Genomic DNA, 22,354 nt, shown 5'->3' on the forward strand with positions numbered 1-22,354 from the left:
GCGATTACGCCGGATGCCCGCTTCCGTAGCGCAGGGGACGGGGGGGGCTGAACGCAGTGCCGGTGGATAGAACTGTTGCGGCTGATGACGGAGTGAACGGCCCCCCCCTCCCCGGAGCGAAGGATCGGCGGCATTCGGCAGTGTACGGCGGCCGGTTCATGCGGTCAGCATCTCGACGAACGCCTCGATCCGGATGCGGGTTCGTTCATCGACGGGTCCAGGGTTTTCGCCTTCGAGCGTCAGCACCGGCAGGCCGATCTTTTCGCGGAGCAGGATATCCTCGATCTGCCGGAAGCAGAACGACTGGACATAGTGGACGACCCCGTCTATCCCGCGGCGCTTCACCTCGTTTTTGATGTCTTCGAGGCGGTCAAAGATGGAATAGGGGTAGGTGTAGCGAAGGTACTGCTCCAGCAGGGTGGCCGACGGTCCCGGCATCGCGAACTGCCGGGATACCTCGTTGAAGACGACCCGGGCCCCGGCCGCCTCGAACGCTCCGTGCAATCCGGAGACGATCGGGGGAACGCCGACGAAGCCGATGCGCGGCCCGCCGGTGCGCGCGGGTCTTGTGGAGGCCCCGGCGAGGAATTCCCGGGCGCGGGCCGCGTAACTCGACGGGTCCCCCTCGAAATCGGAACAGCCGACGAGCCACAAGTGGTTCTCCTCGCCTGTGACCTGGCCGCTTTCCCAGGTCAGGCGGTCGATTTCGTGCACGGGAGCGCGGACGGCGTCCAGCGTCTTTTTCCATCGCTCGCCGTCGGCCGGCGTTGCCCCGAAGCGGGACGCCATCTTTTCGAGCTCGTTCGTGAGAAGGACGGGGTCGCGATCGAACGGGAACGCGAAGGGGGTCACGTTGACGCCGCGGTGCATCAAAACTTCCATCAGCGCCTGCGTGTAGCTGCAATCGCCTTGCGTGACGGCCACGATGTCGCGGAATCCATGGGCGCGCACGACGCCGTAGATCCCCTTGATCCAGCCGCAGCAGTTCCGGGGGAATCCGTCGCTTTCGGCCATCCGGATGAAGTCGCCGGGCGAGTCGGAGGCGATGAAGATGTTGTTGAGGTCGACCGGCGTGTGTCCGCCCGCGAAGAGCAGCTCGACGGGAATGGTTGTCGTGAATCCTACTCGCACGGGGGAGGTCAGTCCCCCTTGATGAAGAGAAAGTAGATGACGATGACGGCGACCACGGCGGTTCCCCCGCCGAAGATGGCCAGGTCGTTCCCGAGCGGCCCGGCCGACTCGTTCATGTTCGTGTAGCGGATCACGGCCATGAAGGCGCCGATCCCGAAGAGCAGGAGCAGGATCATCTTCCAGCGGAACAGGATGGAGAGCACGACCATGACCCCGACGGCCGTCAACGCCATCGGATGTTTCGCCATCGCGATGAGGTTGGGAGTTGAGAGCGACTCGATAAAGGCGTTCATGGCGTTTTGTCCCTTCCCTGGGCCGTTGGGCGCCGTTTTGTTGACAACCATACGATAGCGTCCTAAGTTAGAAAAATCAAAGATTTGAAGGAGCATGCGTGGATCGCCCGATCGGTGTATTCGATTCCGGCGTCGGGGGGCTGACCGTCCTCCGGGAGCTGGTCCGGACGCTTCCGCAGGAAAGGTTCGTCTATATCGGCGATACCGCCCGCGTTCCGTACGGCACGAAATCCCGTGAAACCGTCACGCGATACGCGATCGAGATCGCGAATCACCTCATCGTGCGGCACGATATCAAGATGCTCGTCGTTGCCTGCAACACCGCATCTTCGCTGTCGCTGCCCGTGCTTCGGAAAATCTACAAGATTCCCGTGGTCGGCATGGTAGACCCGTGCGTGCGTCGCGCCGCGGCATTGCCGCTTCGCACCTCGATCGGGGTGATCGGCACGGCCGGGACCATCCGGTCCGGCGCCTACGATGAGGCGTTGCGCGTCGCCATCGCGGGCGCGGAGGTCCGATCCCTCGCCTGCCCGCTCTTCGTGGCGCTGGTCGAGGAAGGCGTCACCGCCAACGCCATCACGCGGGCGGTGGTCGCGGAATACCTCGAGCCCTTCCGGCAGGAGCCGCCCGATTCGCTGATCCTCGGGTGCACGCACTACCCGGTGCTCAAGGACCCCATCCGCGAATTCCTGGGCGACTCGGTCACCCTGATCGATTCCGGCGAGGAGGCGGCGCATGTCGTCGACATCCTGCTTTCCGAAGGCGACATCAAGCGGCGGGGCGACTCCGCGGGTGACATCCGCTTCCTCGTGACGGACGACCCCGACCGTTTCACGCTGGTCGGCGAACGATTCTTCGGAGAAAAGATGGCATCGGTCGAAAGGATCACGCTGTGACGAAGGCTTCGACGGGGACCGAAAAGTTCCGGAAAATGATCGCCGATTCCCTGACGCTCTGGGACGGAGCGATGGGAACCATGCTGCAGGCTCGCGGCCTCCTTCCCCGCGGCGCCGTTCCCGAGGAACTGTGCCTCTCCAATCCCGAGTCGCTGACCGAGATCCACGCCGCCTACGTCGCGGCAGGATCGATGGCCGTCACGACCAACAGCTTCGGAGCCAATCGGGTCAAGCTGGCAGAGTACGGTCTCGAGGCTCAGGTCGCGCAGATCAACGCCGCTGCGGTCGGTGCGGCCAGAAAAGCGGCGGGACCGGGGAGATTGGTTGCGGGATCGATCGGCCCGACGGGCAAGTTCGTCGCGCCGCTGGGACCGCTCGATTTCCGCGAAGCCGTCGATATATTTTCCGAGCAGATCCGGGCATTGGCGGGCGCGGGGGCCGATCTGCTGATCGCCGAGACGATGATGGACCTGCGGGAGCTCAAGGCCGTGCTGGTGGCGGCGCGAGAGGTATGCGCGCTGCCTGTCGTCACGATGATGACGTTCGAGGGGAGCGGCGCGACGCTCCTGGGCACGACTCCCGAGGCCTTCGGCGTCACGGCGTCCGCCATGGGGGCCGATGCCGTAGGGATGAACTGCTCTCTGGGTCCCGATGCCATGTTCCCCCTGATCGAGCGCCTCTACGCCGTCTCGAGCGTTCCCGTGATCGTTCAGCCCAACGCCGGCATGCCGACGCTGTCCGGCGACACGACCGTCTTCCCGATGGGGCCCGACGAGTTCGGCGACTACGCCGCACGGTTCAAGGCCATGGGTGTGTCGATCGTCGGCGGCTGTTGCGGCACGACGCCCGACCACATCCGGGCTGCCGCACGCGAGATCGGGATCGTCCAAGGGCGTGTTGTTCCCAGAACATCCCGCCCCATCATCCCCGAGCCGGGATTGCGGGTCGCGTCGCGCGGACGGGTGACGACGGTGGGCGGAGGCGCATTCATCGTCGTCGGGGAGCGCATCAATCCCACCGGCAAGAAAGCGTTCGCCGAGGAGCTGCGTCGCGGGGAACTGTCCTCCGTCACACGCGAAGCGCGCGAGCAGGCCGAGAAGGGCGCCGACATCCTCGACGTCAACGTCGGGACTCCGGGCGTCGACGAGCCGGCGCTGATGCGGCAAGCCGTCTTTGCGGCCAACGTGGCGGCCGATCTTCCGGTCATGATCGATGCCTCCGACGTCGAGGCCCTTCGGACGGGGCTCGAAAGCGCCGACGGCCTGCCCGTGCTCAACAGCGTCACCGGCGAAAAGAAGAAGCTGGCCGCCGTGCTGCCGCTCGCGGCGAAATACGGCGCCGCCCTGGTGTGCCTGCCGTTCGACGAGCACGGGATACCCGATACGGCGGCGGGCCGGCTTGCGATCACGCGCCGGATCGTCCGTGCGGCTCTCAAAGCCGGCGTAAAAAAGGAGATGCTGCTCGTCGACGGCCTGACGACGACGGTCAGCGCCTCGGCCGATGCGGCGCGGGTCACGCTCGACACGGTGCAGGCGGTGCGCGAGAAGCTTGCGCTGCCGACCATGCTGGGGCTGAGCAATGTCTCGTTCGGGCTCCCCAACCGGGCGCTGGTCAACCGGGCGTTCCTGGGGCTGGCCATGGCGCGTGGGCTGTCGGCTGCCATCATCAATCCTCACGACGCCGGAATGGCCGACGCGGCCGTCGCCGCCCGGCTCCTGGCCGGGGAGCCCGGTTCCGCCGATCGCTACGTCGAACGGTTCGCCGGGACGGGCAGCGGTCCCGAAACGGTCCTGGCGGTCGCGGTCGAGGACGACCCGCTCCGGGCGGTGTCCTCCGCCGTCATCCGGGGCGACGCGAAGGCGGTCGTCGCGGCCGTCGAGCGGCTGCTGTCCTCCGGCATGCCTCCGCTCGAGATCAGTGCGAAAGGGCTTCTGCCGGGCATGGAGGAGGTCGGGCGCCGCTTCGAGCGCAACATCGTCTTCCTCCCCCAGGTCATGGCGTCTGCCGAGGCGATGAAATCCGGTTTCACGCTCGTCAAGGCCGCGATGGGCGGCAGCCGGGCCGAATCGAAGGGCCGCATCCTCCTGGCCACCGTCGAGGGCGACGTCCACGACATCGGGAAGAACATCGTGGCGACGCTGCTCGAGAATCACGGGTTCGACGTGATCGACCTGGGGAAGAACGTGCCCTCCGCCCGGATCATCGCGGAGGCGAAGCGCCAGCGCGCCGACGTCGTGGGGCTGTCGGCGCTGATGACGACCACGATGACCGAGATGAAGCATGTCATCGCGCGCCTCACCGCAGAAGGAATCCAGACCGTCACCATCATCGGCGGCGCGGTCGTGACCGAAGAGTTCGCTTCCCGTATCGGCGCGACGCTATACGCATCCGACGGAATGGACGCCGTCCGCAAGCTGACGGCGGCGCTTGCCGGGGCAGCCGGGAAAAGGGGGTAGTCGCATGCCGGTCCGGATGCTTTCCGGGTTCAACCACAACATCAAGCACAACGGGCGCACCTATCACATCCAGACCGAGGACGGCGGGCGCACCAGCCCCAACATCGTGACGCACACGTTCATCGGCGGCGTGATCCTCGACAGCGTGCGCAATTCCTACGCCGACATCATCGACGTCCCCGGCTGGCAGGATCGGTTGAAGGACCGGATGAAGGCGCAACATCTCGAGGAGATCCGCAAGCTGCTGTCGGGGGCGATTCCCCTCCCCGAAGAGGAGCCTTCCTCCGATGCTTGAGTCCTTTCGAATCGGCATCATCGGCCGTGCCGGGACGTTGTTCGACGGATTCGACGCCGCCTTCCGCGAAGGCGAGGTCTGGGCCCTGACGGGCCCGCCCGCGTCGGGTAAAAGCCGGTTGCTCGGAGTGCTGCACGGAGATTGCCGACCGGCGGCGGGCGACGTCCTGTCCGGCGGCACCTCGCTCTATCGGGGGACTCCCGATGCGGTGGCTCACCATCACCGCACGGCGGGTCTCGTGGCCGAGCGTCTCGATGCCGGCGCCCACACGGTGGGTGACCTGTTCCGCCTGAGCGCGCTGGCGGCCGACGATGTTCCGGAGCCCGAACGCAAGGCGCGCGAAGTGGCGCTGCTCTCGCTCGTGGGTTTGCAAGGGGGCGCGGACTTCCGCTTCGCTTCGCTGTCGCAATCCGAACAGGTCCGTGCCGCGATCGCAGTCGAATTATTCCGGGGGCCCAAGGTGCTGTTGCTCGACACCCCGCTGGCCCGGGCCGGGAAGGAGTGGATGGAAATGCTGATCGCCTTGTTCCGGGCGCTGGCCCGAGAAGGCCGGATCGTCGTGTTTGCCGAGCGGGAGCTGCCTCCCGGGTTTCCGATGAAACCAGTGGCGGAGGGCGTTCGCTCCGGCCCATTCGTCTTGACGCAGCTTGTTTCCGGCGCCGGGGAGGCCTCCAGGTGACCTTCCTCTCGTTGCTCCGGGTCGACTGGAAGATGGCACGGAAGACCCTTGCCCGGGAATGGGTCAACCGGTTTGCCATGTTCTTCATTCTGGCCGGCTTTCTCCTGACCCTGCTTGCATCGGGAGGCGTCAACCGGTTCCTCTCCGAGCAGTGGGTGGTCAATGCCGTTTTCCGCACGAATGTCTCCGCCGCCGAGGGAGCCGGCATCGCCTCGAAGGCCGAAAAGCTGCCCGGTGTCCGAGCCGTCACCTACAAGGATCCGGAGGCGGCCTGGAAAGAGTTCCTGGTCGACTATCCGGGGCTCGAATCGTTGCGGACCGACGGGAGTTATCCCGTTCCCGGTTACCTGACCATCCGTCTTCAGCCCGAGCGCCTGACCGTGGGCGACATCGCCTCGGTCGAGAACGCGCTCCGGCCGCTCCCACAGGTCGAGAAGGTCTATACCGGCGCCCAGTCGCTTCCCCGCCTGCTCAAGGTGCGCGAATGGATCAACCTTTCGCTCTGGGGTTTCTTCGCGCTTCTCGCCGTCGTCTTCTTCGCCGTCTGCGCCTTGCAGGAATCGGTGCGCGCCTGCGCACTCAGACCCGACTTCGCGTTTCTCGAGGATCGCGGGATCTCGTCCCGCAGCATCATGCTGGCGCGCGGGGGAGGCAGCGCCATCATTGCCGCGTTGCTTGTCCTGCCGGCCATTGGAGCCTCCGCCGCGCTGCTGGTTTACGCGGGCAACCGATTCCCGTCGCTGGCGTCCGTCGTAGGACCGGTCGATGCGCTGGCGAACCCCGGCGCCTTTCCGACGATCCTGGTCTTTGCCGTCTCGGTTCCGGTCCTGATCTTCGCTGCGTCGCTTTACGGATGGCGGGCCTCCAGCCCTCGCAAACCCAATCGATGATGCCGGTCCGCTGGAAGCGCGCATGCCTGGCGGCTTGCGCGGCTTTTTCCTTGCTGCTGTCCGCGGGTCCCTCCCTGGCGGCGGATTCGTTGGGAGATCTCCGCCGCGAGCGGGCCCGCCTGGTCGAGATGCGCCGGAAGGCCGAAAAGACGGCCGCCGAACTGACCGAAACGCTCCGGAAGGAAAAGAAGACCCGGGCGCGGGTCGGCGACCTGAAGACCCGGCTCGAACGGCAGCAGCGGTTCATCGTCGAGATCGACCGGAAGCTGTCCGCGCTCTCGGCCGACATGGACCGGACCGAGGCCGAGGTCCAGGCGCTGGAATCGCGCCAGGAAAAGTCACGGCGCAGGTTGAACGATGGCGTGCACGCAGCCTTCCTGACGGCGCGCGACCCTTCGTATCCCTCTCTTGACGGCTCCCCCACGCAGGAGCTTCGGCGCGATTTCGCGGTGCGCCTGCTGTCGCAGGGCAGGCGGCATCTGGAGACCGTGACGGCCGACCGGGACCGGAAGGAAGAGCAACTTTCGGGAATCGAGCAGAAGATCGCGCTATCCGAAAGGCAGATGGCGAAGGAAAAACGGGTGGGCGAGACGCTCCAGACCCGCCAGGAGGCGGAGCGGGTCGCGCTGTCGCATCTCGAAGACCAGAACAAAAAGAAAAAGGCAGAGCTTGCGGACCTGCGCGCCCGGATCGCCCGGATGGATTCCCTGGTTTCGCGGATCGAACGGGAAGCCCGGAACCGGGAACGGGCCGCTCGGGAGAAAGAGTCCCGGGAGCCCGAAAAGCCGGCAGGCGGAGGACGAAAGCGCACCGCCGCACCGAAGCGGTTCGCCGGGATTACGGGCGGCATGAGCGCTCCCCTGGCGGGCAAGGTCGTCGGCCGTTTCGGACGCCAGCATGATGCGGTCTTCGATGTCGACGTCGAAAACCGCGGGGTCGAGATCGAGGCCAAGTCCGGGGCGGCGATCAAGGCGGTCGGGAAGGGCGAGGTCGTCTTCATCGGCACGGTTGCCGGTTTCGGCAAGGTGCTCATCCTGCAGCACGGGAGCGGCCTTTTTTCGGTCTACGGGAAGGCCGGTTCCTTCGGGGTCAAGCAGGGGCAGGCGATCTCTGCGGGGGAGGAGATCGGGCGCCTCCCCGCGGACTCGTCCGGGAAATCGGTGCTATACTTGGAACTAAGGGCCGGCGGCACAGCCATCGATCCGATGTCCGTGATAACCAACCTATAGGAGTCTCGAATGAAGGGCAGGAAATGGCTGGCCCCGGTGCTGCTGCTGGGCGTGTTCGTGGTGGGATTCGTCTCCGGCGACCTGACCACGTCGCGCCATTCGGCACAAGCAACCGTTGCATACAACAAGCTCAAGGTTTTCGGCGATGTCCTGTCGGTCATCCAGAACAGTTACGTCGAAGAGCCGAGCACCGACAACCTGATTCAAGGCGCAATCAAGGGGATGGTCCAGACGCTCGATCCGCACAGCTCCTATCTCACGCCCGACATGCTCAAGCAGGTCGAGGTCGAGACGCGCGGTGCGTTCGGGGGGCTCGGCATCGAGATCGGCGTCAAGGACGGAATGCTGACGGTCATCGCCCCGATCGAGGACACCCCCGCGGCGCGCGCAGGTCTCAAGGCCGGCGATATCATCGTCAAGATCGAGAACGAAAACACCCGGGAAATGACGATCAACGACGCGGTCAAGCGGATGCGGGGAGAGCCCGACACCAAGGTGACCATCTGGATCGCCCGCGAGGGGTTCACCGAGCCCAAGGCTTACACGATTACCCGGGCGATCATCAAGATCAAGAGCGTCAAGGCCAAGGGCCTGGGCGACGGCATCGGCTACGTCAAGATCAACCAGTTCCAGGCCGACACCGACTCCGAGCTCGATAAAGCGCTTCAGGAGCAGCTCAAGACGAAAGAGGGCCTGAAAGGTCTCGTTCTCGACCTCCGCAACAACCCCGGGGGGTTGCTCGACCAGGCAGTCAAGGTCTCCGACAAGTTCATCGAATCGGGGCTGATCGTCTACACCGACGGCCGCATCGAGAACCAGAAGGTGAAGTACGTCGCGCACAAGGAAGGGACCTACAACGGGTTCCCGATTGTCGTCCTGGTCAACGCCGGCTCCGCCTCCGCCTCCGAGATCGTCGCCGGGTGCCTCCAGGACCACGGGCGCGCCATCATCCTCGGGACGCGCACGTTCGGCAAGGCGTCCGTCCAGACCATCCTGCCGCTGGACGACGGCTCCGCGCTCCGCCTGACGACCGCGCGTTACTACACGCCCAACGGCCGCTCCATCCAGGCCAAGGGGATCGAGCCCGACATCGTCGTCACGGACGGCCGCGAGCCGGTCGATGGGCACGGGTTGATGCGGGAAAAGGACATCGATCGCCATCTCAAGGGCGACAGCGAAGAGGGTACCGAGTCCCCGAAGCCGGTCGTGATGCCGCCTCCCGATAAAAAGGGCGACGACGGCAAAAAAGGCAACGGGGGGCGCAAGGAAGCTCCGATGCTCGAAGAGCCGGGGAAGGATGGCGCGAAGGATGTCCAGCTCGACCGCGCCGTCGAGCTGCTCAAGGGTTGGGGGATCTTCAAGTCGCGCTTCATCGACAAGAAGGCATCCTGAACCGCTGAGCCCGCCGGTGGCCGGTCCTTGAGCCCGACGCTGTTCGAGACCGACAGCGCCGGAGTTCTCTCCGTAGGCCAGTTGACGGCACGGATCAAGCGGTGCCTCGAGGGGAACTTTCGCCATGTCCAGGTCGAGGGCGAAGTCTCGAACTACAAGCTCTACCCGTCGGGGCACCGCTACTTTTCCCTGAAGGACGACGAGGCGACGATCCGCGTCGTCCTGTTCAAGGGGCGCGACCGCTACATCACGGGCGAGATCCGCGACGGCCAGACCGTCCTGGTCACCGGCCACGTCGCCGTGTTCGAGAAGAAGGGCGACTATCAGATCTACGCCCAGTCCGCCGAGGTGCGCGGCCGCGGCGCCCTGTTGCTCGAGCTCGAAAAGCTCAAAAGCCGCCTGGCCGCCGAAGGCCTGTTCGACCCGGCCCGCAAGCGGCCACTTCCCCTATATCCGGCACATATCGGCATCGTGACCTCCCGCCAGGGCGCGGTCCTTCGCGACATGATTCGCATCGCCCGGAAACGCTGGCCTGCCGTGCATATCACGCTGGCGCCCGCTCAGGTCCAGGGGGAGGGGGCGGCGCTCGATATCGCCGCGGCCATCCGGACGCTCCACGAAAACAGTCCGGCCGAGCTGATCATCGTCGGGCGTGGAGGCGGATCGATCGAGGACTTGTGGGCGTTCAACGAGGAGCCTGTCGTCCGGGCGCTGGCCGCATGCCCGGTTCCGACGATCAGCGCGGTCGGACACGAGACCGATTTTACGCTCGCCGACCTCGCGGCCGACCACCGGGCCCCGACGCCGACCGCCGCCGCGCAGATGGCGGTCCCCGATCGGGCCGAGTCGGCGGAGCGGATCGACGGGTTGTTGCGGCGGGTCCGGCGCGCCGAAGCCTGGCGCATCGATGGGGCGCGGCGCGATCTGAAGGCGGCCGCCAGTGCCCTCCAGGACCCGCGTCCGTTGCTCCAGGGACGCCGGTTCGCGGTCGCTGAGGCGACCAACACCATGGTCGAGCGATTGCGGTCGATTCTGCGGGAAGGGCGGGAACGGTGCACGCGCCTCGAGGCCGCTGTGCGGGCCCGCTCGCCCGAGGCCTGGCTGGCGCGCCGACGGGGCGACCTCGAAGCGCTCCGGGAACGAATGGTTCGGCCGGTGCTCGCGCGCGAGGCCGAGCGCTCGGCAGCACTCTCGCTGTTGGGGGGGAAGCTGCTCGCCCTCGATCCCCGGGCCGTCCTGACCCGCGGATACGCGATCGTCACCCTCGCAGAAAGCGGCCGGGCGGTGCGTTCGGCCGCCGAGGTCTCCGAGGGGGCCCGGCTGCAGGTCCAGGTCGCGGACGGGGCTTTCGGCGTCCGTGTCGAGGGAAAAAGTTGACCGTCCCCCGCCGCGCGCTTCCTGCGGCGCTGCTCCTGGCCGCTGCGATGCTGTTGCCGCCGCTCCCGGCGGCGGGCGCCAGTCCGGTCGCGCCCGGGGACGGAGCGCTCACGGTGTCCCTCGATCGGGCGGCTCCCGCTCAGGGCGACGTGGTTCGGGTCGAGCTGAGGGGGACGCCGCCGATCGACAATGCCGTTCTCCACTGGAAAGGGCGGCCGTGGCCGATGCGGGATTGCGGCACCGGATGCTCCGAGGCGCTGGCCGGCATCGACCTGGCCGAGGCGCCCGGTCGGCACACGCTCTCCGTGCTCGGCCGCCGGTCCGGGGTGCCGATCCGGGCCGACGTCGAGATCGCGGTGCGCGAACGGCCGTTCCCTGTGCAGTCGCTGACGATTCCGAAAGAGAAGGATGTGCAGGACGCGGCGCTCCTCGCACGGGTCGAGTCCGAGGCGAAGGCGCTTCGGGCGCGGTTCGAGTCCGCGCCTTCCGCGCCGTCGTGGGCCTCGCCGTTCCTTCCGCCCGTACCGGGATTCAATCCGGCCCATTTCGGCGAGCGCCGCGTGATCAACGGGGAACCGCGCAGCCCCCACACCGGCGGCGACATGAACGAACCCGCCGGCACGCCGGTTTCCTCGATCGCCGACGGAAGGGTGGTGTTCTCGGGCGAGCAGTTCTTCGGGGGGAACGAGGTGGTGATCGACCATGGAGGCGGCGTCCTCAGCATGTATTTCCATCTGGCCGAACGGCGCGTCTCAGAGGGAATGCCGGTGCGTCGGGGCGACGTGATCGGGGCCGTGGGCGCGACCGGAAGGGCGACCGGGCCGCATCTCCATTTCGGTCTTCGCGTGACCGGAGCGCGCGTCGATCCGGCGTCGCTGCCCGGGCTGGTCGACAAACGCTAGCCGTCCCGGCGTATAATGACAATCCAATCCCTGTAAGAGAGACGAGTGACATGCCGGCCAAGGAAAAACAGGTACCGTTCGAGGAAGCGCTCAAGTCGCTCGAGGCCGTCGTCGCCCGGCTCGAAGCAGGCGATGTCCCCCTCGAGGAATCGATCCGGATGTTCGAGGATGGGATGGCGCTCGCCGCGACCTGCCAGAAGAGGCTCGACGAGGCCGACCGGAAGATCGAGCTGCTCCTGCGGAAGCCCGAAGGCGTCCGGGTCGAAAGCGAGGATGCGTCCGATGTGCTGGGGGGAGAAAACCGGACCGATGGCTGACGCTTCCGACGCGCTCTCCTCCCGGAAGGAAAGAATCGAGGCGGTTCTCCCCGGTTTGTTGGCCCCGGGCGTGTGCCCGATGCCCGAGAGTCTCCGGGTCGCGGTCGAATATTCGCTGACGGCGGGCGGTAAACGGATGCGCCCGGTCGTCCTGCTGTCTGCGGGGGCGGTCGCGGGCGGCGACGAGGAGGCGATGATGCCTTTCGCGTGCGCCATCGAATACGTCCATACCTACTCGCTGATCCACGACGATCTTCCCGCGATGGACGACGACGATTTCCGCCGCGGGCGCCCCACCTGCCACAAGGCGTTCGATGAGCCCACGGCGATCCTGGCGGGAGACGCGCTCCTGACCGAGGCGTTCCGCGCGATGGCCGAGTCGGCGCTCGCGCGCGAAGCGCCGGGGCGGTCCATGCGTGCCATCGCCGTCCTGGCGCGCGCTGCGGGGGCTTCCGGCATGGTAGGGGGACAACAGCTCGACGTGGCGGCCGAACGGAAGCCTTCCGGCTCCGCCGACGTCCTGTCGATCCACGAGGGGAAGACGGCCGCGCTTTTTTCGGCGGCCGCCGCAATGGGGGCGATCCTCGGGGGGGGAGACGACACGGTCGTCGGCCGGATGTCCCGATACGGAAAGGCGCTCGGTCTCCTGTTCCAGGTGACCGACGATATCCTCGACGAGACCGGCAGCTTCGAGGAGATGGGCAAGGCGGTCGCCAAGGACCGAGGGCGCGGGAAGGCCACCTGGCCGGTGGTCTACGGCCTCGAGGCATCGATGGCCCGCGCATCCGCGCTGGGTGACGAGGCGCTGGCGATGCTCGACGGCTTCGGCCCCGATGCCGACCCGCTGCGGGAGATCGTCCGCAAGGTCTCCGTGCGGAGAGGATGAAAGGGGATCATGTCACGCTGGCTGGACGGAATCGATTCGCCTGCGGACCTGCGCAAGGTGCCCCGGGAAAAGCTGCCCGAGGTCGCCGCCGAACTGCGCGAGGCGATCGTGCAGACCGTGGCGCAAACGGGCGGCCACCTGGCCTCGAGCCTGGGCGTGGTCGAGCTGACGCTCGCGCTCCATTACCAGTTCGACAGCCCGCGTGACAGGATCGTCTGGGATGTCGGGCACCAGGCCTACGCGCACAAGATCCTGACCGGCCGGCGCGGCCAGTTCCCGACGCTGCGCACGCTCGACGGCATCTCCGGATTCCCCCGCATCTCCGAAAGCCCGCACGACGCCTTCGGCGTCGGGCACTCGGGCACCTCGATCTCCGCGGCGCTCGGCATGGCGGCGGCGCGCGACATGTCGGGCAGGGACAACAAGGTGATCGCCGTGATCGGCGACGGGTCGCTGTCGTCCGGCCTGGCCTTCGAAGGGCTCAACGACGCGGGGCACCAGGACCGGAACCTCATCGTCGTGCTCAACGACAACGAGTGGTCGATCTCGCAAAACGTCGGGGCGCTCTCCGGCTACCTGAACAGCATTATGACCGGCCGCTTTTACACAGGGCTCCGCCGCCGGATCGAGACGTTCCTCAAGTCGCTGCCGCACGGGCAGCTCATGGCCCGCATCGGCAAGAAGGCCGAGGAGCTGGCGAAAGGCTTTATCGTCCCGGGGATCCTGTTCGAGGAGTTGGGATTCACATACATAGGCCCCATTCCCGGGCACGGCATCGAGGATCTTCTTAGGACGTTCGAGAACCTGGCCAATCTCGAGGGGCCGCTGCTGGTGCATGTCCTGACCTCCAAGGGAAAGGGGTTTGCCCCGGCCGAGTCGAACCCCGAGTATTTCCATGGCGTAGGCAGCTTCGATCCCAAGACGGGCGAAGGCAAGGCGAGCAAGGCCGCCCCGTCCTACACCGACGTCTTCGGAGAGACGCTGGTCGAGATCGCGGCCGACAACCCCGATGTCGTGGGGATCACCGCCGCCATGTGCGGCGGGACCGGCCTGACGGCCTTCAGCGAGCGCTTCCCCGACCGGTTCTTCGACGTAGGCATCGCCGAGGGGCATGCGGTCACGTTCGCCGCGGGCCTGGCCCGCGAAGGCAAGATCCCGGTCGTCGCGATCTACTCGACCTTCCTGCAGCGGGCCTACGACCAGATCATCCACGACGTCTGCCTCCAGAACCTGCCGGTGGTTTTCGCCGTCGACCGGGGCGGCCTCGTCGGCGCCGACGGCGCGACGCACCAGGGGCTTTTCGACTTGTCTTTCCTTCGGCATATTCCCAACCTGACGGTCATGGCGCCCGGCGACGAGCATGAGTTGCCGGTGATGCTTCGCGCCGCCGTGAATTCGGGCAGGCCCGTCGCCATCCGCTTCCCGCGGGGTGCCGGCGCGGGGACGCCGAAACCCGCCGAGCCGCCGCAGCTGCACTGGGGAAAGGCCGAGCTCGCCGTCGACGGGAAAGACATTCTCATCGTCGCGATCGGCGCCACGGTCGTCCCCGCACTCTACGCGGCGTCCGAGCTCGGGCGGCGCGGCATCTCTGCCGCCGTCGTCAACACCCGATTCGTCAAGCCGCTCGACGTCGATCTCATCCTGCCGCTGGCAAACCGGATCGGGCATGTGCTGACCGTCGAGGAGAACGTCCTGGCGGGAGGTTTCGGCGCCGCCCTGCTCGAGGCGTTCGAAGAGGCCGGCACGTTCCCGCACCAGATTCGGCGGCTCGGCGTCCACGACGCTTTCGTCGAGCACGGGAGCCCGGCACAGCTTCGGGCCGCGCTGGGACTCGACGGCGATGCCATCGTCGAAGAGGCCATCCGGATGCTCGCGGGCAGCGGGAAATCGCTGTTCCCCTCGATCCTCAGCGGCATCAAGTCGCGATTCGAAAAGATTGTCTGATCCCCAAAAGACGAAGGCTCCCCGCGCGCGACTCGACGTGGCGCTGGTTGACCATGGGCTTGCCGAGACGCGCGCGAAGGCGCAGGCGCTGATCCTGGCCGGTCGCGTCCTGGTCGACGGGGTTCCGGTCGACAAATGCGGCACTCCGGTCCGAGAGGGGCAATCAATTTCCCTCAAGGAAGCCCGCCGCCCCTTCGTTTCCCGCGGCGGGGAAAAGCTGGACGGCGCGCTCGACGACCTCGGAGTCCCGGTCGAGGGTGCAATCGCGCTCGATGTCGGCGCCTCGACGGGCGGGTTCACCGACTGCCTCCTGCGGCGCGGCGCCGCCCGGGTTTACGCCGTCGACGTCGGCGAGCGGCTGATCGACGAGCGGCTCCGGCACGACCCGAGGGTGACCGTCATCGAGCGGGTCAATTTCCGCCATGCGACGCCCGGGCTGATCCCCGAAAAGGCCACCCTCGCGACGGTCGACGTCTCCTTCATCTCGCTCCGCCACATCCTGATCCCGCTGCGGGAGCTGCTGGCTCCCGTCGCCCGGGTGCTCGCGATGGTGAAACCGCAATTCGAGGTGGGACGGGAATCGGTCGGGAAGGGCGGGGTCGTTCGCGACGATACCCTCCGGGCTCTCGCGGTCGACGGCGTTTCCGCGTTTGCCGAGGCGCACGGTTACCGGCTTCTGGGGAAGGCCGAAAGTCGCGTCTCCGGGCCGAAAGGGAACCGCGAGGTGTTCATCCTGCTGGAAGTCGTATCGCCGGCAGAATGCCCATGAATATTTTCCGCGATATTGCCGAAAAGGATTGAGCGACCGCAAGACGTCGATATCCTTGACTTCCCGGGGGTCGAAAGGTACTTTTTCTTATAAAGAGCGTCCGAAGCGAGGTGCGTGGCATGAAAAGACGGGTTGCTGTTCTGGCGCTGTTCGCCGTTCTGGGAGTCGGTTTTCTCCCGGGGGCGTTGCGTGCCGCCACCGATGGGCAGGATGCCCCGAAGGGAGCCGCCGCCTGGCCGGATGGCTTGCGTTACAAGGTGGCCGCCGGCGATACCCTGTGGGATCTGTCGGCGAAATATCTGGGGTCCCCCTGGAAGTGGGTCGAACTGTGGGAGCGCAACCGCTTCCTGACCAATCCCCACTACATCTATCCCGGCACGGAGATTACGATCTTCCCCCCGCCCGAGCGGGACTACCAGGTGGCCGGCGCTCCACCGCCGCGGCCCGTCCCCGTCGCCTCGGCCCAGAACCCCGAACCGCTGCCGGCCGAACCCGAGCCGGTCAGGGCACCGGCCATCCGGTCCAAGCCTGCCCCGGCCGGCCCCCGGATGCTCAACATCAAACCGGCGGATTTCATCCACACCGGAGAGTTCACCCGGGCCCTTCCCAAGACGATCGCCACGATCCGGGGCGGTGAAGGCCGCCAGCAGGAATTCGCGGAGGGCGACAAACTCTACCTGACGATGAAGAATCCGCTGCCCGACGGCCAGCTGCTGGGCGTCTACCGGGTGCGGGGGCCGATCACCATCCCTTCCGCCCGGCCCTTCGCCGGGTACGTGAAGTACCTCGTCGGCGTCATCCAGGTGACCGGAACCGAGGACGGATCCACGACCGGCAAGGTCCGCTTTTCGTTCGAGGATATCGTGCAGACCGACTTGATCACCGACGAGATTCCTGCCTACAAGCCCGTGGCGATCAACCCGGGAGACGCGGGACTCAAGGGCGTCGTCATCACCGGCCGCCGCGAGAATCGCGAAATGGCAACCGGCGATTCCATCTACCTCGACCAGGGCGAGAAGGCGGGCGTCGCGGTAGGCAACGTCTTCCGCATCTTCAACGAGGAGGCGGGAAAGATGGACGAGGCGACCCAGGAAGTCGCTCCGCGCATCGAGGTGGCGCGTGCGGTCGTCATCAACACCACGCAGACGTTCTCGACCGCCTACGTGGTCGAGAGCCGGCAGTCGTTCCCTGCGGGGGTCGGCGTAGTCCGGGGAGTTCCCCGCTAGCATCAACGGCACGAGGTTTGATGAGATCGATGCGCCGGCCCTGCCACCCAGGGTCGGCGCACCTCATTTGCCCTCGGGGGAATCTTGTCCACGCCAGAATCGCCGGCGCTCGACCTGCTGCTTCGCCTGTCCACGATCGAAGGCTTCACGATCCGCCAATTGCGTCGATTGCAGGCCGGATCGCCGCTGCGCCTGGCGGGGCCGCCCGATGTTCTGCCGTCCACGACCCTTCTCGAAAAGGGATATGACGCGGTGGTTTCCCGTGTCGCGGGCGAGCAGGTCGATCGCATCCGGAACGATTGCGCCAAGGCCGGCATCCAAATCATTCCGGCCGGCTCGCCCGAATATCCGACGCGCCTTCTCGAAATCGCCGATGCCCCCTTGGTCCTGTTTCGCCTGGGCCTTTCCGTCGACACGGATGGGGGCGCGGCCGTCGTCGGGAGTCGAGCCCCGACCGCTCCCGGAAAGGCGTTCGCGAAAGAATTGTCGGCGGACCTCTCGGCCGACGGGGTCGTTATCGTCAGCGGGCTGGCGCGGGGGGTCGACACGGCGGCGCACGAGGGGGCGCTCGAAGGCGGGGGGCCGACCGTCGCGGTGCTCGGTTGCGGCGTCGATGTCGTCTATCCGCCCGAATCGGGTCGATTGCGCGAACGGATCCGCGAGCGGGGGGCGATCATCTCCGAATACGCCCCCGGAAGCGCGCCGGTTGCCTGGCGATTCCCCGCAAGGAACCGGATCGTCAGCGGAATGACGCGGGCGACGATCGTCGCAGAGGCGTCGCTTCGAAGCGGCGCCCTTATCACCGCCCGGCTGGCGCTCGACCAGGGACGCGAGGTGATGGCGGTGCCGGGAAGCCCTTTTTTCCCGCACACGGCCGGCAGCAACCGGCTGCTTCGAGATGGCGCCGCGCCGGTGACCTGCGCGGGCGACGTGCTGCTCGCGCTGGGGAGGCCGCCGGGTCCCGATCCCTCGACGCCCGAAGGAAAAGTGGTTCGATATCTCCGGAAGGCGAGGCACGTCGAAGAGATCGCCAGGGGGCTCCGGTTGCCGGCCTGCGACCTGCTGCCACTCCTCCTCCGGATGGAGCAGACGAATTTGATTAGGAAAACCGCGGGCAACTATTATATAAGAATGACCGTTTGAACAAGTCTTCCCGGCAAAGATGCCCGGGTGCGGAGGAACGATGTCAAAATCTCTCGTCGTGGTCGAATCGCCGGCCAAGGCCAAGACCATACAAAAGATACTGGGGCGCGGATTCCAGGTGCTTTCCTCGATGGGGCACGTGATGGATCTTCCCAAGAGCCGGATCGGGGTCGACGTCGACAACGGCTTCGAGCCTTCCTACGTCGTCATCAAGGATCGCAAGAAGGTTCTCGGTGAGATCCTCGAGGCCTCCCGGACGGTTTCCACCGTCTATCTGGCGCCCGACCCCGACCGCGAGGGGGAGGCGATCGCGTGGCATATCGCCCAGGCCATCCGGGCCGACGCGCTCAAAAAGAAGGGGCGCAGCAAGAAGGCCGAGGCCGCCAAGCCGAAGACGCCCGTCGAGATCCGCCGCGTCATGTTCCACGAGATCACGAAGAAGGGCATCACCGAGGGGATGGCCAATCCGCTCGAGCTCGACCGGCAGCGGTTCGACGCCCAGCAGGCCCGCCGGATCCTCGACCGGCTCGTCGGCTACACGCTCAGCCCCCTGTTGTGGAGCAAGGTCCAGCGGGGCCTTTCCGCCGGGCGGGTCCAGTCGGTCGCCGTCAAGATCGTCTGCGACCGCGAAAAGCAGATCAATGCGTTCGTTCCCGAGGAATACTGGTCGCTGACCGCGCGCTTCAATGCGGCATTGCCGCCCTCGTTCCTGGCCAAGCTCACCGAAGCGGGGGGAGAGAAGGTGCGTCCCCGCACGGGCGACGAGACGCAAGCGCTGAAGGAAGCGGTCCTGAACGGCCCCTTCGTGGTCAAGGAGGTCAAGAAGAAGACGCGCCGCCGTACCGCACCGGCGCCGTTCACCACCTCCAAGCTCCAGCAGGAAGCGTCGCGCAGCCTGCGCATGCAGCCCTACAAGACGATGATGGTGGCCCAGTCGCTCTACGAAGGGGTCGATATCCCGGGCGCAGGCCTCGTGGGCCTCATCACCTATATGCGTACCGACTCGATGCGCGTGGCCGACGAGGCGCTCCTCGCCGTCCGGGACCACATCCGGTCCACCTACGGCGAAGCCTGGCTCCCGGAAGTCCCCAATCAGTACAAGAACCGGAAAAGCGCCCAGGACGCGCACGAAGCGATCCGTCCCACCTCCATGGAATATTCCCCGGAGGCGGTCCGGTCCATCCTGTCGCGCGACCAGTTCCGGCTCTACGAGCTGATCTGGAAGCGGTTCGTCGCATCGCAGATGACGCCGGCCGAATTCGAGCAGACCACGGTCGATATCCGGTGCGATCCGGCGGGCGCACCGGCGGGCGGCTACCTGTTTCGCGCATCCGGCTCGGTGCCCCGCTTTTCGGGCTACCTCGAGGTCTACCAGGAATCGGTCGACGTCGACGCGACCACATCGGCCACCGATCCCGACAAGGAAGATGCCGACACGCTCCTTCCCGCCCTGACCGAGGGCGAGAAGCTTGCGCTGGCCGAGTTGCTCCCCGCCCAGCATTTCACCCAGCCTCCGCCCCGTTTCAGCGAAAGCTCCCTCATCAAGGAGCTCGAAGAGCAGGGGATCGGCCGCCCGTCGACCTATGCTTCAATCGTCAAGACCATCAAGGACCGGCACTACGCCAAGCTCGAAGAGGGGCGCTTCCGGCCGACCGAGCTCGGCAACGTCGTCACCGACCTGCTCGAGGCCAGCTTCCCCAGGGTGATGGAGGTGGCGTTCACGGCGCAGATGGAAGAGGAGCTCGACCAGGTCGAAGACGGCGAGCGCGAGTTCCGGCAGACGCTCGACGATTTCTACCAGCCATTTTCCGAAGAGCTCGAGCGGGCGAAGATCGCCATGCCCAAGGTCAAGGACGAGCTGATCGCGACGGGCATCCCGTGCACCGCCTGCGGCGGCGAGATGGTCATCCGGTTCGGCCGTGCGGGCCGCTTCCTGGCCTGTCGCAACTATCCCGAGTGCAAGAACACCGCAAACTTCCGCGAGACCGAGGACGGCAAGGTCGAGATCCTTCCCGACGAAGAGGCGGGCGTCGACTGCGACAAGTGCGGCAAGCCGATGATCGTGCGCCGCTGGAAGGGGGCGCGCTACATCGCCTGCTCGGGTTATCCCGAGTGCCGGAACAGCAAGCCTTGGCCGACCGGCGTCAAGTGCCCCGAGTGCCATGAGGGCGACATGGTCGAGCGCGTCTCGCGGTTCGGCAAGATGTTCTACAGCTGCTCGCGCTATCCCGACTGCAAGTTCGCCTCGTGGACGAAGCCGTTGGCGCTGACCTGCCCCGAATGCGGATTCCCTGCGATGACCGAGCGGACCCGCAAAGGGGGCGAAACGGTGATCGCCTGCCTCCGCAAGGGATGCAAGGGGCGATTGGTATCTGAGGGCTGATGGCGCGCGTCCTCGTCGTCGACGACGAGCAGAGTCTCCGGCAGCTGTTCAAAATGCTGTTGGAGAAAGAGGGTTATGCCGTCGACGTCGGCGGCTCCCTCGAGGATGCACGCCAGGCCATCGCCCATAACTTGTACGACCTCGTCCTGACCGACCTGAAGATGGTGGCCGACGACGACGGCCTCAAGGTCCTTCGGGCGGCGGTCCAGAAGGATCCCTCCACTCAGGTGGTGGTGCTCACCGCCTACGGCACGATCGAAAGCGCCAAGGAGGCCATGCGTCTCGGCGCCTACGACTACATCCAGAAGCCGTTCAACAACAACGACCTGCGGGCGCTGGTGCGCCGGGCGCTCGAAAGCCGCGGGGCAGCGGCAGAGCGGACGCGCGAGCTGCGGGCGCAGGTCCGCGACACGGCGTCCTTCGAGGGGATCGTCGGGCGCGACGAGTCGATGCTCAAGGTGTTCGCCCTGATCGACCGGGTGGCGCCCACCGGCGCCAATATCATGATCCTTGGCGAGAGCGGCACCGGCAAGGAGCTGGTCGCCACCGCGCTCCACATGCGCAGCCCCCGGCACGATTTCCCGTTCGTCCCGATCAATTGCGCCGCCATTCCTGAGTCGCTGATGGAGAGCGAGCTGTTCGGCCATGTGCGGGGGGCGTTCACGGGCGCGATCAAGACCAAGAAGGGGTTGTTCGAGGCGGCCCACAAGGGCACCCTGTTTCTCGACGAGGTCGGCGAGCTGCCCCCCATGATGCAGGGCAAGCTTTTGCGGGCGATTCAGGAGCGCTCGGTCCGGCGCATCGGCGGAAACGACGACATCCCGGTCGACGTCCGTATCGTGTGCGCCTCCAAACGCAATCTCGAGGACGAGATGCAGGCCGGGCGCTTCCGGGACGACCTGTTTTTCCGGCTCAACGTCATCCAGATCGTCGTCCCCCCGCTGCGCGAGCGGAGGGAGGATATCCCGTTCCTCGCGCGTCAGTTCGTCGAGAAATATTCCGCCCGGCTCGACAAGCCGATCCGCGGCATCCGAAACGACGCGATGGCGGGGCTGTGCGCCTACGACTACCCCGGCAACGTCCGCGAGCTTGAAAACATCATCGAGCGGGCCACCATCATCGAGACTTCCGAGATCATCGTCCCCGACGCGCTTCCCTCCGCGGTCGCCCGCCTCTGCGCCGGCAGCGCCCCGTTTCCCTCGCCCGATGGGGGGGAGTCGACAATCTTCGTCACCCCTCGCGAGATTGATCGACCGGAACTGACAATAAATGTCAGTACAGAGGTCAAGCAGGACCCGGAGGTGCCGCAAAACGTCACTCCGCAGGCGATCAGGACCGTGATTCCGCCCGATGCCCTGGCCGGGGGAGGGGTCTCGCTCGACGCCGAGATGGACCGGCTCGAGAGGGAATTGCTCCTCAAAGCGCTTTCCGATGCCGGGGGCAACAAGACCGAGGCCTCGAAATTGTTGAACATTTCCTTCCGGTCCCTGCGCTATAGGCTCGACAAACATGGTATGGAATGATTAAATGCGCTAAAGTTTGCCCGTCGGCTTCCGATAAGTTACTCGCATGTGGCACGTAGCGTGCTGTATCTTGTGGCAACAAGAGATCCCCACTCCAGAAAGGAGACGAAACAATGTTGAACAGCAAAAAAGGCTTTACCCTGATCGAACTGATGATCGTCGTCGCGATCATCGGCATCCTGGCGGCCATCGCCATCCCGAACTTCATGAAATTCCAGGCCAAGTCGCGCACTGCCGAGGCCAAGACCAACCTGGGCGCCATCTTCACCGCCGAGACCTCCTATTTCGGCGACGCCAACAAGTTCGGCGATTTCACGCAGGTCGGCTGGAAGCCGACGGGGATCACGCGCTACCAGTACACTCAGGATGGCGCCGTCCAGGCCACGCTTGACTTAATGCATGAGGGCAAACCCGGCGTGCAGGCAGACGGCACGGCACCAGGTTGGCTCGGCGACATTACCAACACCGGCGTCGCAGGCGAGGCGCCTTCGGTCACGGTCAACACCTTCACGATCGGCGCGGCGGGCAACCCCAACAACAGCACCACCGATCCGCTCGACTGCTGGGAAATGAACGACGTCCGCATCCTGCGCTACACGCAGACCGGCATCTAAATCACCGGA

The 22,354-nt window shown here is 66.1% G+C and carries 20 protein-coding genes; 18 read left to right on the plus strand and 2 right to left on the minus strand.

Going from position 1 to position 22,354, the window contains the following annotated elements; all coding sequences use genetic code 11:
- Positions 1 to 156: 156 nt before the first annotated feature.
- Positions 157 to 1,131, minus strand: coding sequence for a 2-hydroxyacyl-CoA dehydratase (locus VGK27_12695; GenBank protein ID HEY3490961.1), 975 nt, complete (start codon positions 1,129 to 1,131; stop codon positions 157 to 159).
- Between the two features lie 8 nt (positions 1,132 to 1,139).
- Positions 1,140 to 1,424, minus strand: a complete 285-nt coding sequence (locus VGK27_12700; protein HEY3490962.1) for a hypothetical protein — start codon at positions 1,422 to 1,424, stop codon at positions 1,140 to 1,142.
- A 98-nt stretch (positions 1,425 to 1,522) separates the two neighbouring features.
- Between VGK27_12700 and murI the strand changes: the two genes are divergently transcribed.
- From murI to VGK27_12790, 18 genes are all read left to right on the plus strand, one after another.
- Positions 1,523 to 2,320 (plus strand): glutamate racemase, encoded by a 798-nt coding sequence (murI, locus tag VGK27_12705; GenBank protein ID HEY3490963.1) that lies wholly within the window; start codon positions 1,523 to 1,525, stop codon positions 2,318 to 2,320.
- On the plus strand, positions 2,317 to 4,776 hold the full coding sequence (locus VGK27_12710; protein HEY3490964.1) for a homocysteine S-methyltransferase family protein: 2,460 nt from the start codon (positions 2,317 to 2,319) through the stop codon (positions 4,774 to 4,776). Before murI ends, VGK27_12710 begins: the two co-directional genes overlap by 4 nt.
- 4 nt (positions 4,777 to 4,780) lie before the next feature.
- Positions 4,781 to 5,071: a hypothetical protein gene (locus VGK27_12715; GenBank protein HEY3490965.1), complete on the plus strand. Its 291-nt coding sequence runs from the start codon at positions 4,781 to 4,783 to the stop codon at positions 5,069 to 5,071.
- Positions 5,064 to 5,750 (plus strand): ATP-binding cassette domain-containing protein, encoded by a 687-nt coding sequence (locus VGK27_12720; protein ID HEY3490966.1) that lies wholly within the window; start codon positions 5,064 to 5,066, stop codon positions 5,748 to 5,750. Before VGK27_12715 ends, VGK27_12720 begins: the two co-directional genes overlap by 8 nt.
- The gene (locus tag VGK27_12725; protein HEY3490967.1) at positions 5,747 to 6,640 is read left to right on the plus strand and encodes a permease-like cell division protein FtsX; all 894 of its coding nucleotides are present in this window, start codon (positions 5,747 to 5,749) and stop codon (positions 6,638 to 6,640) included. Before VGK27_12720 ends, VGK27_12725 begins: the two co-directional genes overlap by 4 nt.
- Entirely contained in the window at positions 6,637 to 7,869 is a 1,233-nt protein-coding gene (locus VGK27_12730; protein ID HEY3490968.1) for a peptidoglycan DD-metalloendopeptidase family protein, read from the plus strand. The genes VGK27_12725 and VGK27_12730 overlap by 4 nt, the downstream gene beginning before the upstream one ends.
- Before the next feature lie 9 nt (positions 7,870 to 7,878).
- Complete coding sequence (locus tag VGK27_12735; protein HEY3490969.1) at positions 7,879 to 9,261, plus strand: S41 family peptidase; 1,383 nt, start codon at positions 7,879 to 7,881, stop codon at positions 9,259 to 9,261.
- 27 nt (positions 9,262 to 9,288) lie between these two features.
- Positions 9,289 to 10,638, plus strand: a complete 1,350-nt coding sequence (xseA, locus tag VGK27_12740; protein HEY3490970.1) for an exodeoxyribonuclease VII large subunit — start codon at positions 9,289 to 9,291, stop codon at positions 10,636 to 10,638.
- The gene (locus VGK27_12745) at positions 10,635 to 11,540 is read left to right on the plus strand and encodes a M23 family metallopeptidase (protein ID HEY3490971.1); all 906 of its coding nucleotides are present in this window, start codon (positions 10,635 to 10,637) and stop codon (positions 11,538 to 11,540) included. The genes xseA and VGK27_12745 overlap by 4 nt, the downstream gene beginning before the upstream one ends.
- 50 nt (positions 11,541 to 11,590) lie before the next feature.
- Positions 11,591 to 11,857, plus strand: a complete 267-nt coding sequence (gene xseB, locus VGK27_12750; protein ID HEY3490972.1) for an exodeoxyribonuclease VII small subunit — start codon at positions 11,591 to 11,593, stop codon at positions 11,855 to 11,857.
- Positions 11,850 to 12,743, plus strand: coding sequence for a farnesyl diphosphate synthase (locus VGK27_12755; protein HEY3490973.1), 894 nt, complete (start codon positions 11,850 to 11,852; stop codon positions 12,741 to 12,743). Before xseB ends, VGK27_12755 begins: the two co-directional genes overlap by 8 nt.
- Before the next feature lie 9 nt (positions 12,744 to 12,752).
- Positions 12,753 to 14,687: a 1-deoxy-D-xylulose-5-phosphate synthase gene (gene dxs, locus VGK27_12760; GenBank protein ID HEY3490974.1), complete on the plus strand. Its 1,935-nt coding sequence runs from the start codon at positions 12,753 to 12,755 to the stop codon at positions 14,685 to 14,687.
- Positions 14,680 to 15,456, plus strand: a complete 777-nt coding sequence (locus VGK27_12765; protein ID HEY3490975.1) for a TlyA family RNA methyltransferase — start codon at positions 14,680 to 14,682, stop codon at positions 15,454 to 15,456. The genes dxs and VGK27_12765 overlap by 8 nt, the downstream gene beginning before the upstream one ends.
- A gap of 119 nt (positions 15,457 to 15,575) precedes the next feature.
- Positions 15,576 to 16,682, plus strand: coding sequence for a LysM peptidoglycan-binding domain-containing protein (locus VGK27_12770; protein HEY3490976.1), 1,107 nt, complete (start codon positions 15,576 to 15,578; stop codon positions 16,680 to 16,682).
- A gap of 84 nt (positions 16,683 to 16,766) precedes the next feature.
- The gene (gene dprA / locus VGK27_12775) at positions 16,767 to 17,825 is read left to right on the plus strand and encodes a DNA-processing protein DprA (GenBank protein HEY3490977.1); all 1,059 of its coding nucleotides are present in this window, start codon (positions 16,767 to 16,769) and stop codon (positions 17,823 to 17,825) included.
- A gap of 40 nt (positions 17,826 to 17,865) precedes the next feature.
- Positions 17,866 to 20,208 (plus strand): type I DNA topoisomerase, encoded by a 2,343-nt coding sequence (gene topA / locus VGK27_12780; GenBank protein ID HEY3490978.1) that lies wholly within the window; start codon positions 17,866 to 17,868, stop codon positions 20,206 to 20,208.
- The gene (locus tag VGK27_12785; protein HEY3490979.1) at positions 20,208 to 21,731 is read left to right on the plus strand and encodes a sigma-54 dependent transcriptional regulator; all 1,524 of its coding nucleotides are present in this window, start codon (positions 20,208 to 20,210) and stop codon (positions 21,729 to 21,731) included. Before topA ends, VGK27_12785 begins: the two co-directional genes overlap by 1 nt.
- Positions 21,732 to 21,844: 113 nt before the next feature.
- On the plus strand, positions 21,845 to 22,345 hold the full coding sequence (locus VGK27_12790; protein HEY3490980.1) for a prepilin-type N-terminal cleavage/methylation domain-containing protein: 501 nt from the start codon (positions 21,845 to 21,847) through the stop codon (positions 22,343 to 22,345).
- Positions 22,346 to 22,354 lie beyond the last annotated feature (9 nt).

Source organism: Candidatus Deferrimicrobiaceae bacterium (assembly GCA_036504035.1).
Classification (GTDB): Bacteria; Desulfobacterota; Deferrimicrobia; order Deferrimicrobiales; family Deferrimicrobiaceae; genus JANXPS01.

What these genes read in the sequence shown, in the direction of transcription:
- VGK27_12700 (HEY3490962.1), bottom strand. Translation starts at nt 1,424, where the DNA reads ATGAACGCCTTTATCGAGTCGCTCTCAACTCCCAACCTCATCGCGATG.
- VGK27_12715 (HEY3490965.1), top strand. Translation starts at nt 4,781, where the DNA reads ATGCCGGTCCGGATGCTTTCCGGGTTCAACCACAACATCAAGCACAAC.
- VGK27_12720 (HEY3490966.1), top strand. Translation starts at nt 5,064, where the DNA reads ATGCTTGAGTCCTTTCGAATCGGCATCATCGGCCGTGCCGGGACGTTG.
- VGK27_12730 (HEY3490968.1), top strand. Translation starts at nt 6,637, where the DNA reads ATGATGCCGGTCCGCTGGAAGCGCGCATGCCTGGCGGCTTGCGCGGCT.
- VGK27_12735 (HEY3490969.1), top strand. Translation starts at nt 7,879, where the DNA reads ATGAAGGGCAGGAAATGGCTGGCCCCGGTGCTGCTGCTGGGCGTGTTC.
- xseB (HEY3490972.1), top strand. Translation starts at nt 11,591, where the DNA reads ATGCCGGCCAAGGAAAAACAGGTACCGTTCGAGGAAGCGCTCAAGTCG.
- VGK27_12755 (HEY3490973.1), top strand. Translation starts at nt 11,850, where the DNA reads ATGGCTGACGCTTCCGACGCGCTCTCCTCCCGGAAGGAAAGAATCGAG.
- dxs (HEY3490974.1), top strand. Translation starts at nt 12,753, where the DNA reads ATGTCACGCTGGCTGGACGGAATCGATTCGCCTGCGGACCTGCGCAAG.
- VGK27_12770 (HEY3490976.1), top strand. Translation starts at nt 15,576, where the DNA reads ATGAAAAGACGGGTTGCTGTTCTGGCGCTGTTCGCCGTTCTGGGAGTC.
- topA (HEY3490978.1), top strand. Translation starts at nt 17,866, where the DNA reads ATGTCAAAATCTCTCGTCGTGGTCGAATCGCCGGCCAAGGCCAAGACC.
- VGK27_12785 (HEY3490979.1), top strand. Translation starts at nt 20,208, where the DNA reads ATGGCGCGCGTCCTCGTCGTCGACGACGAGCAGAGTCTCCGGCAGCTG.
- VGK27_12790 (HEY3490980.1), top strand. Translation starts at nt 21,845, where the DNA reads ATGTTGAACAGCAAAAAAGGCTTTACCCTGATCGAACTGATGATCGTC.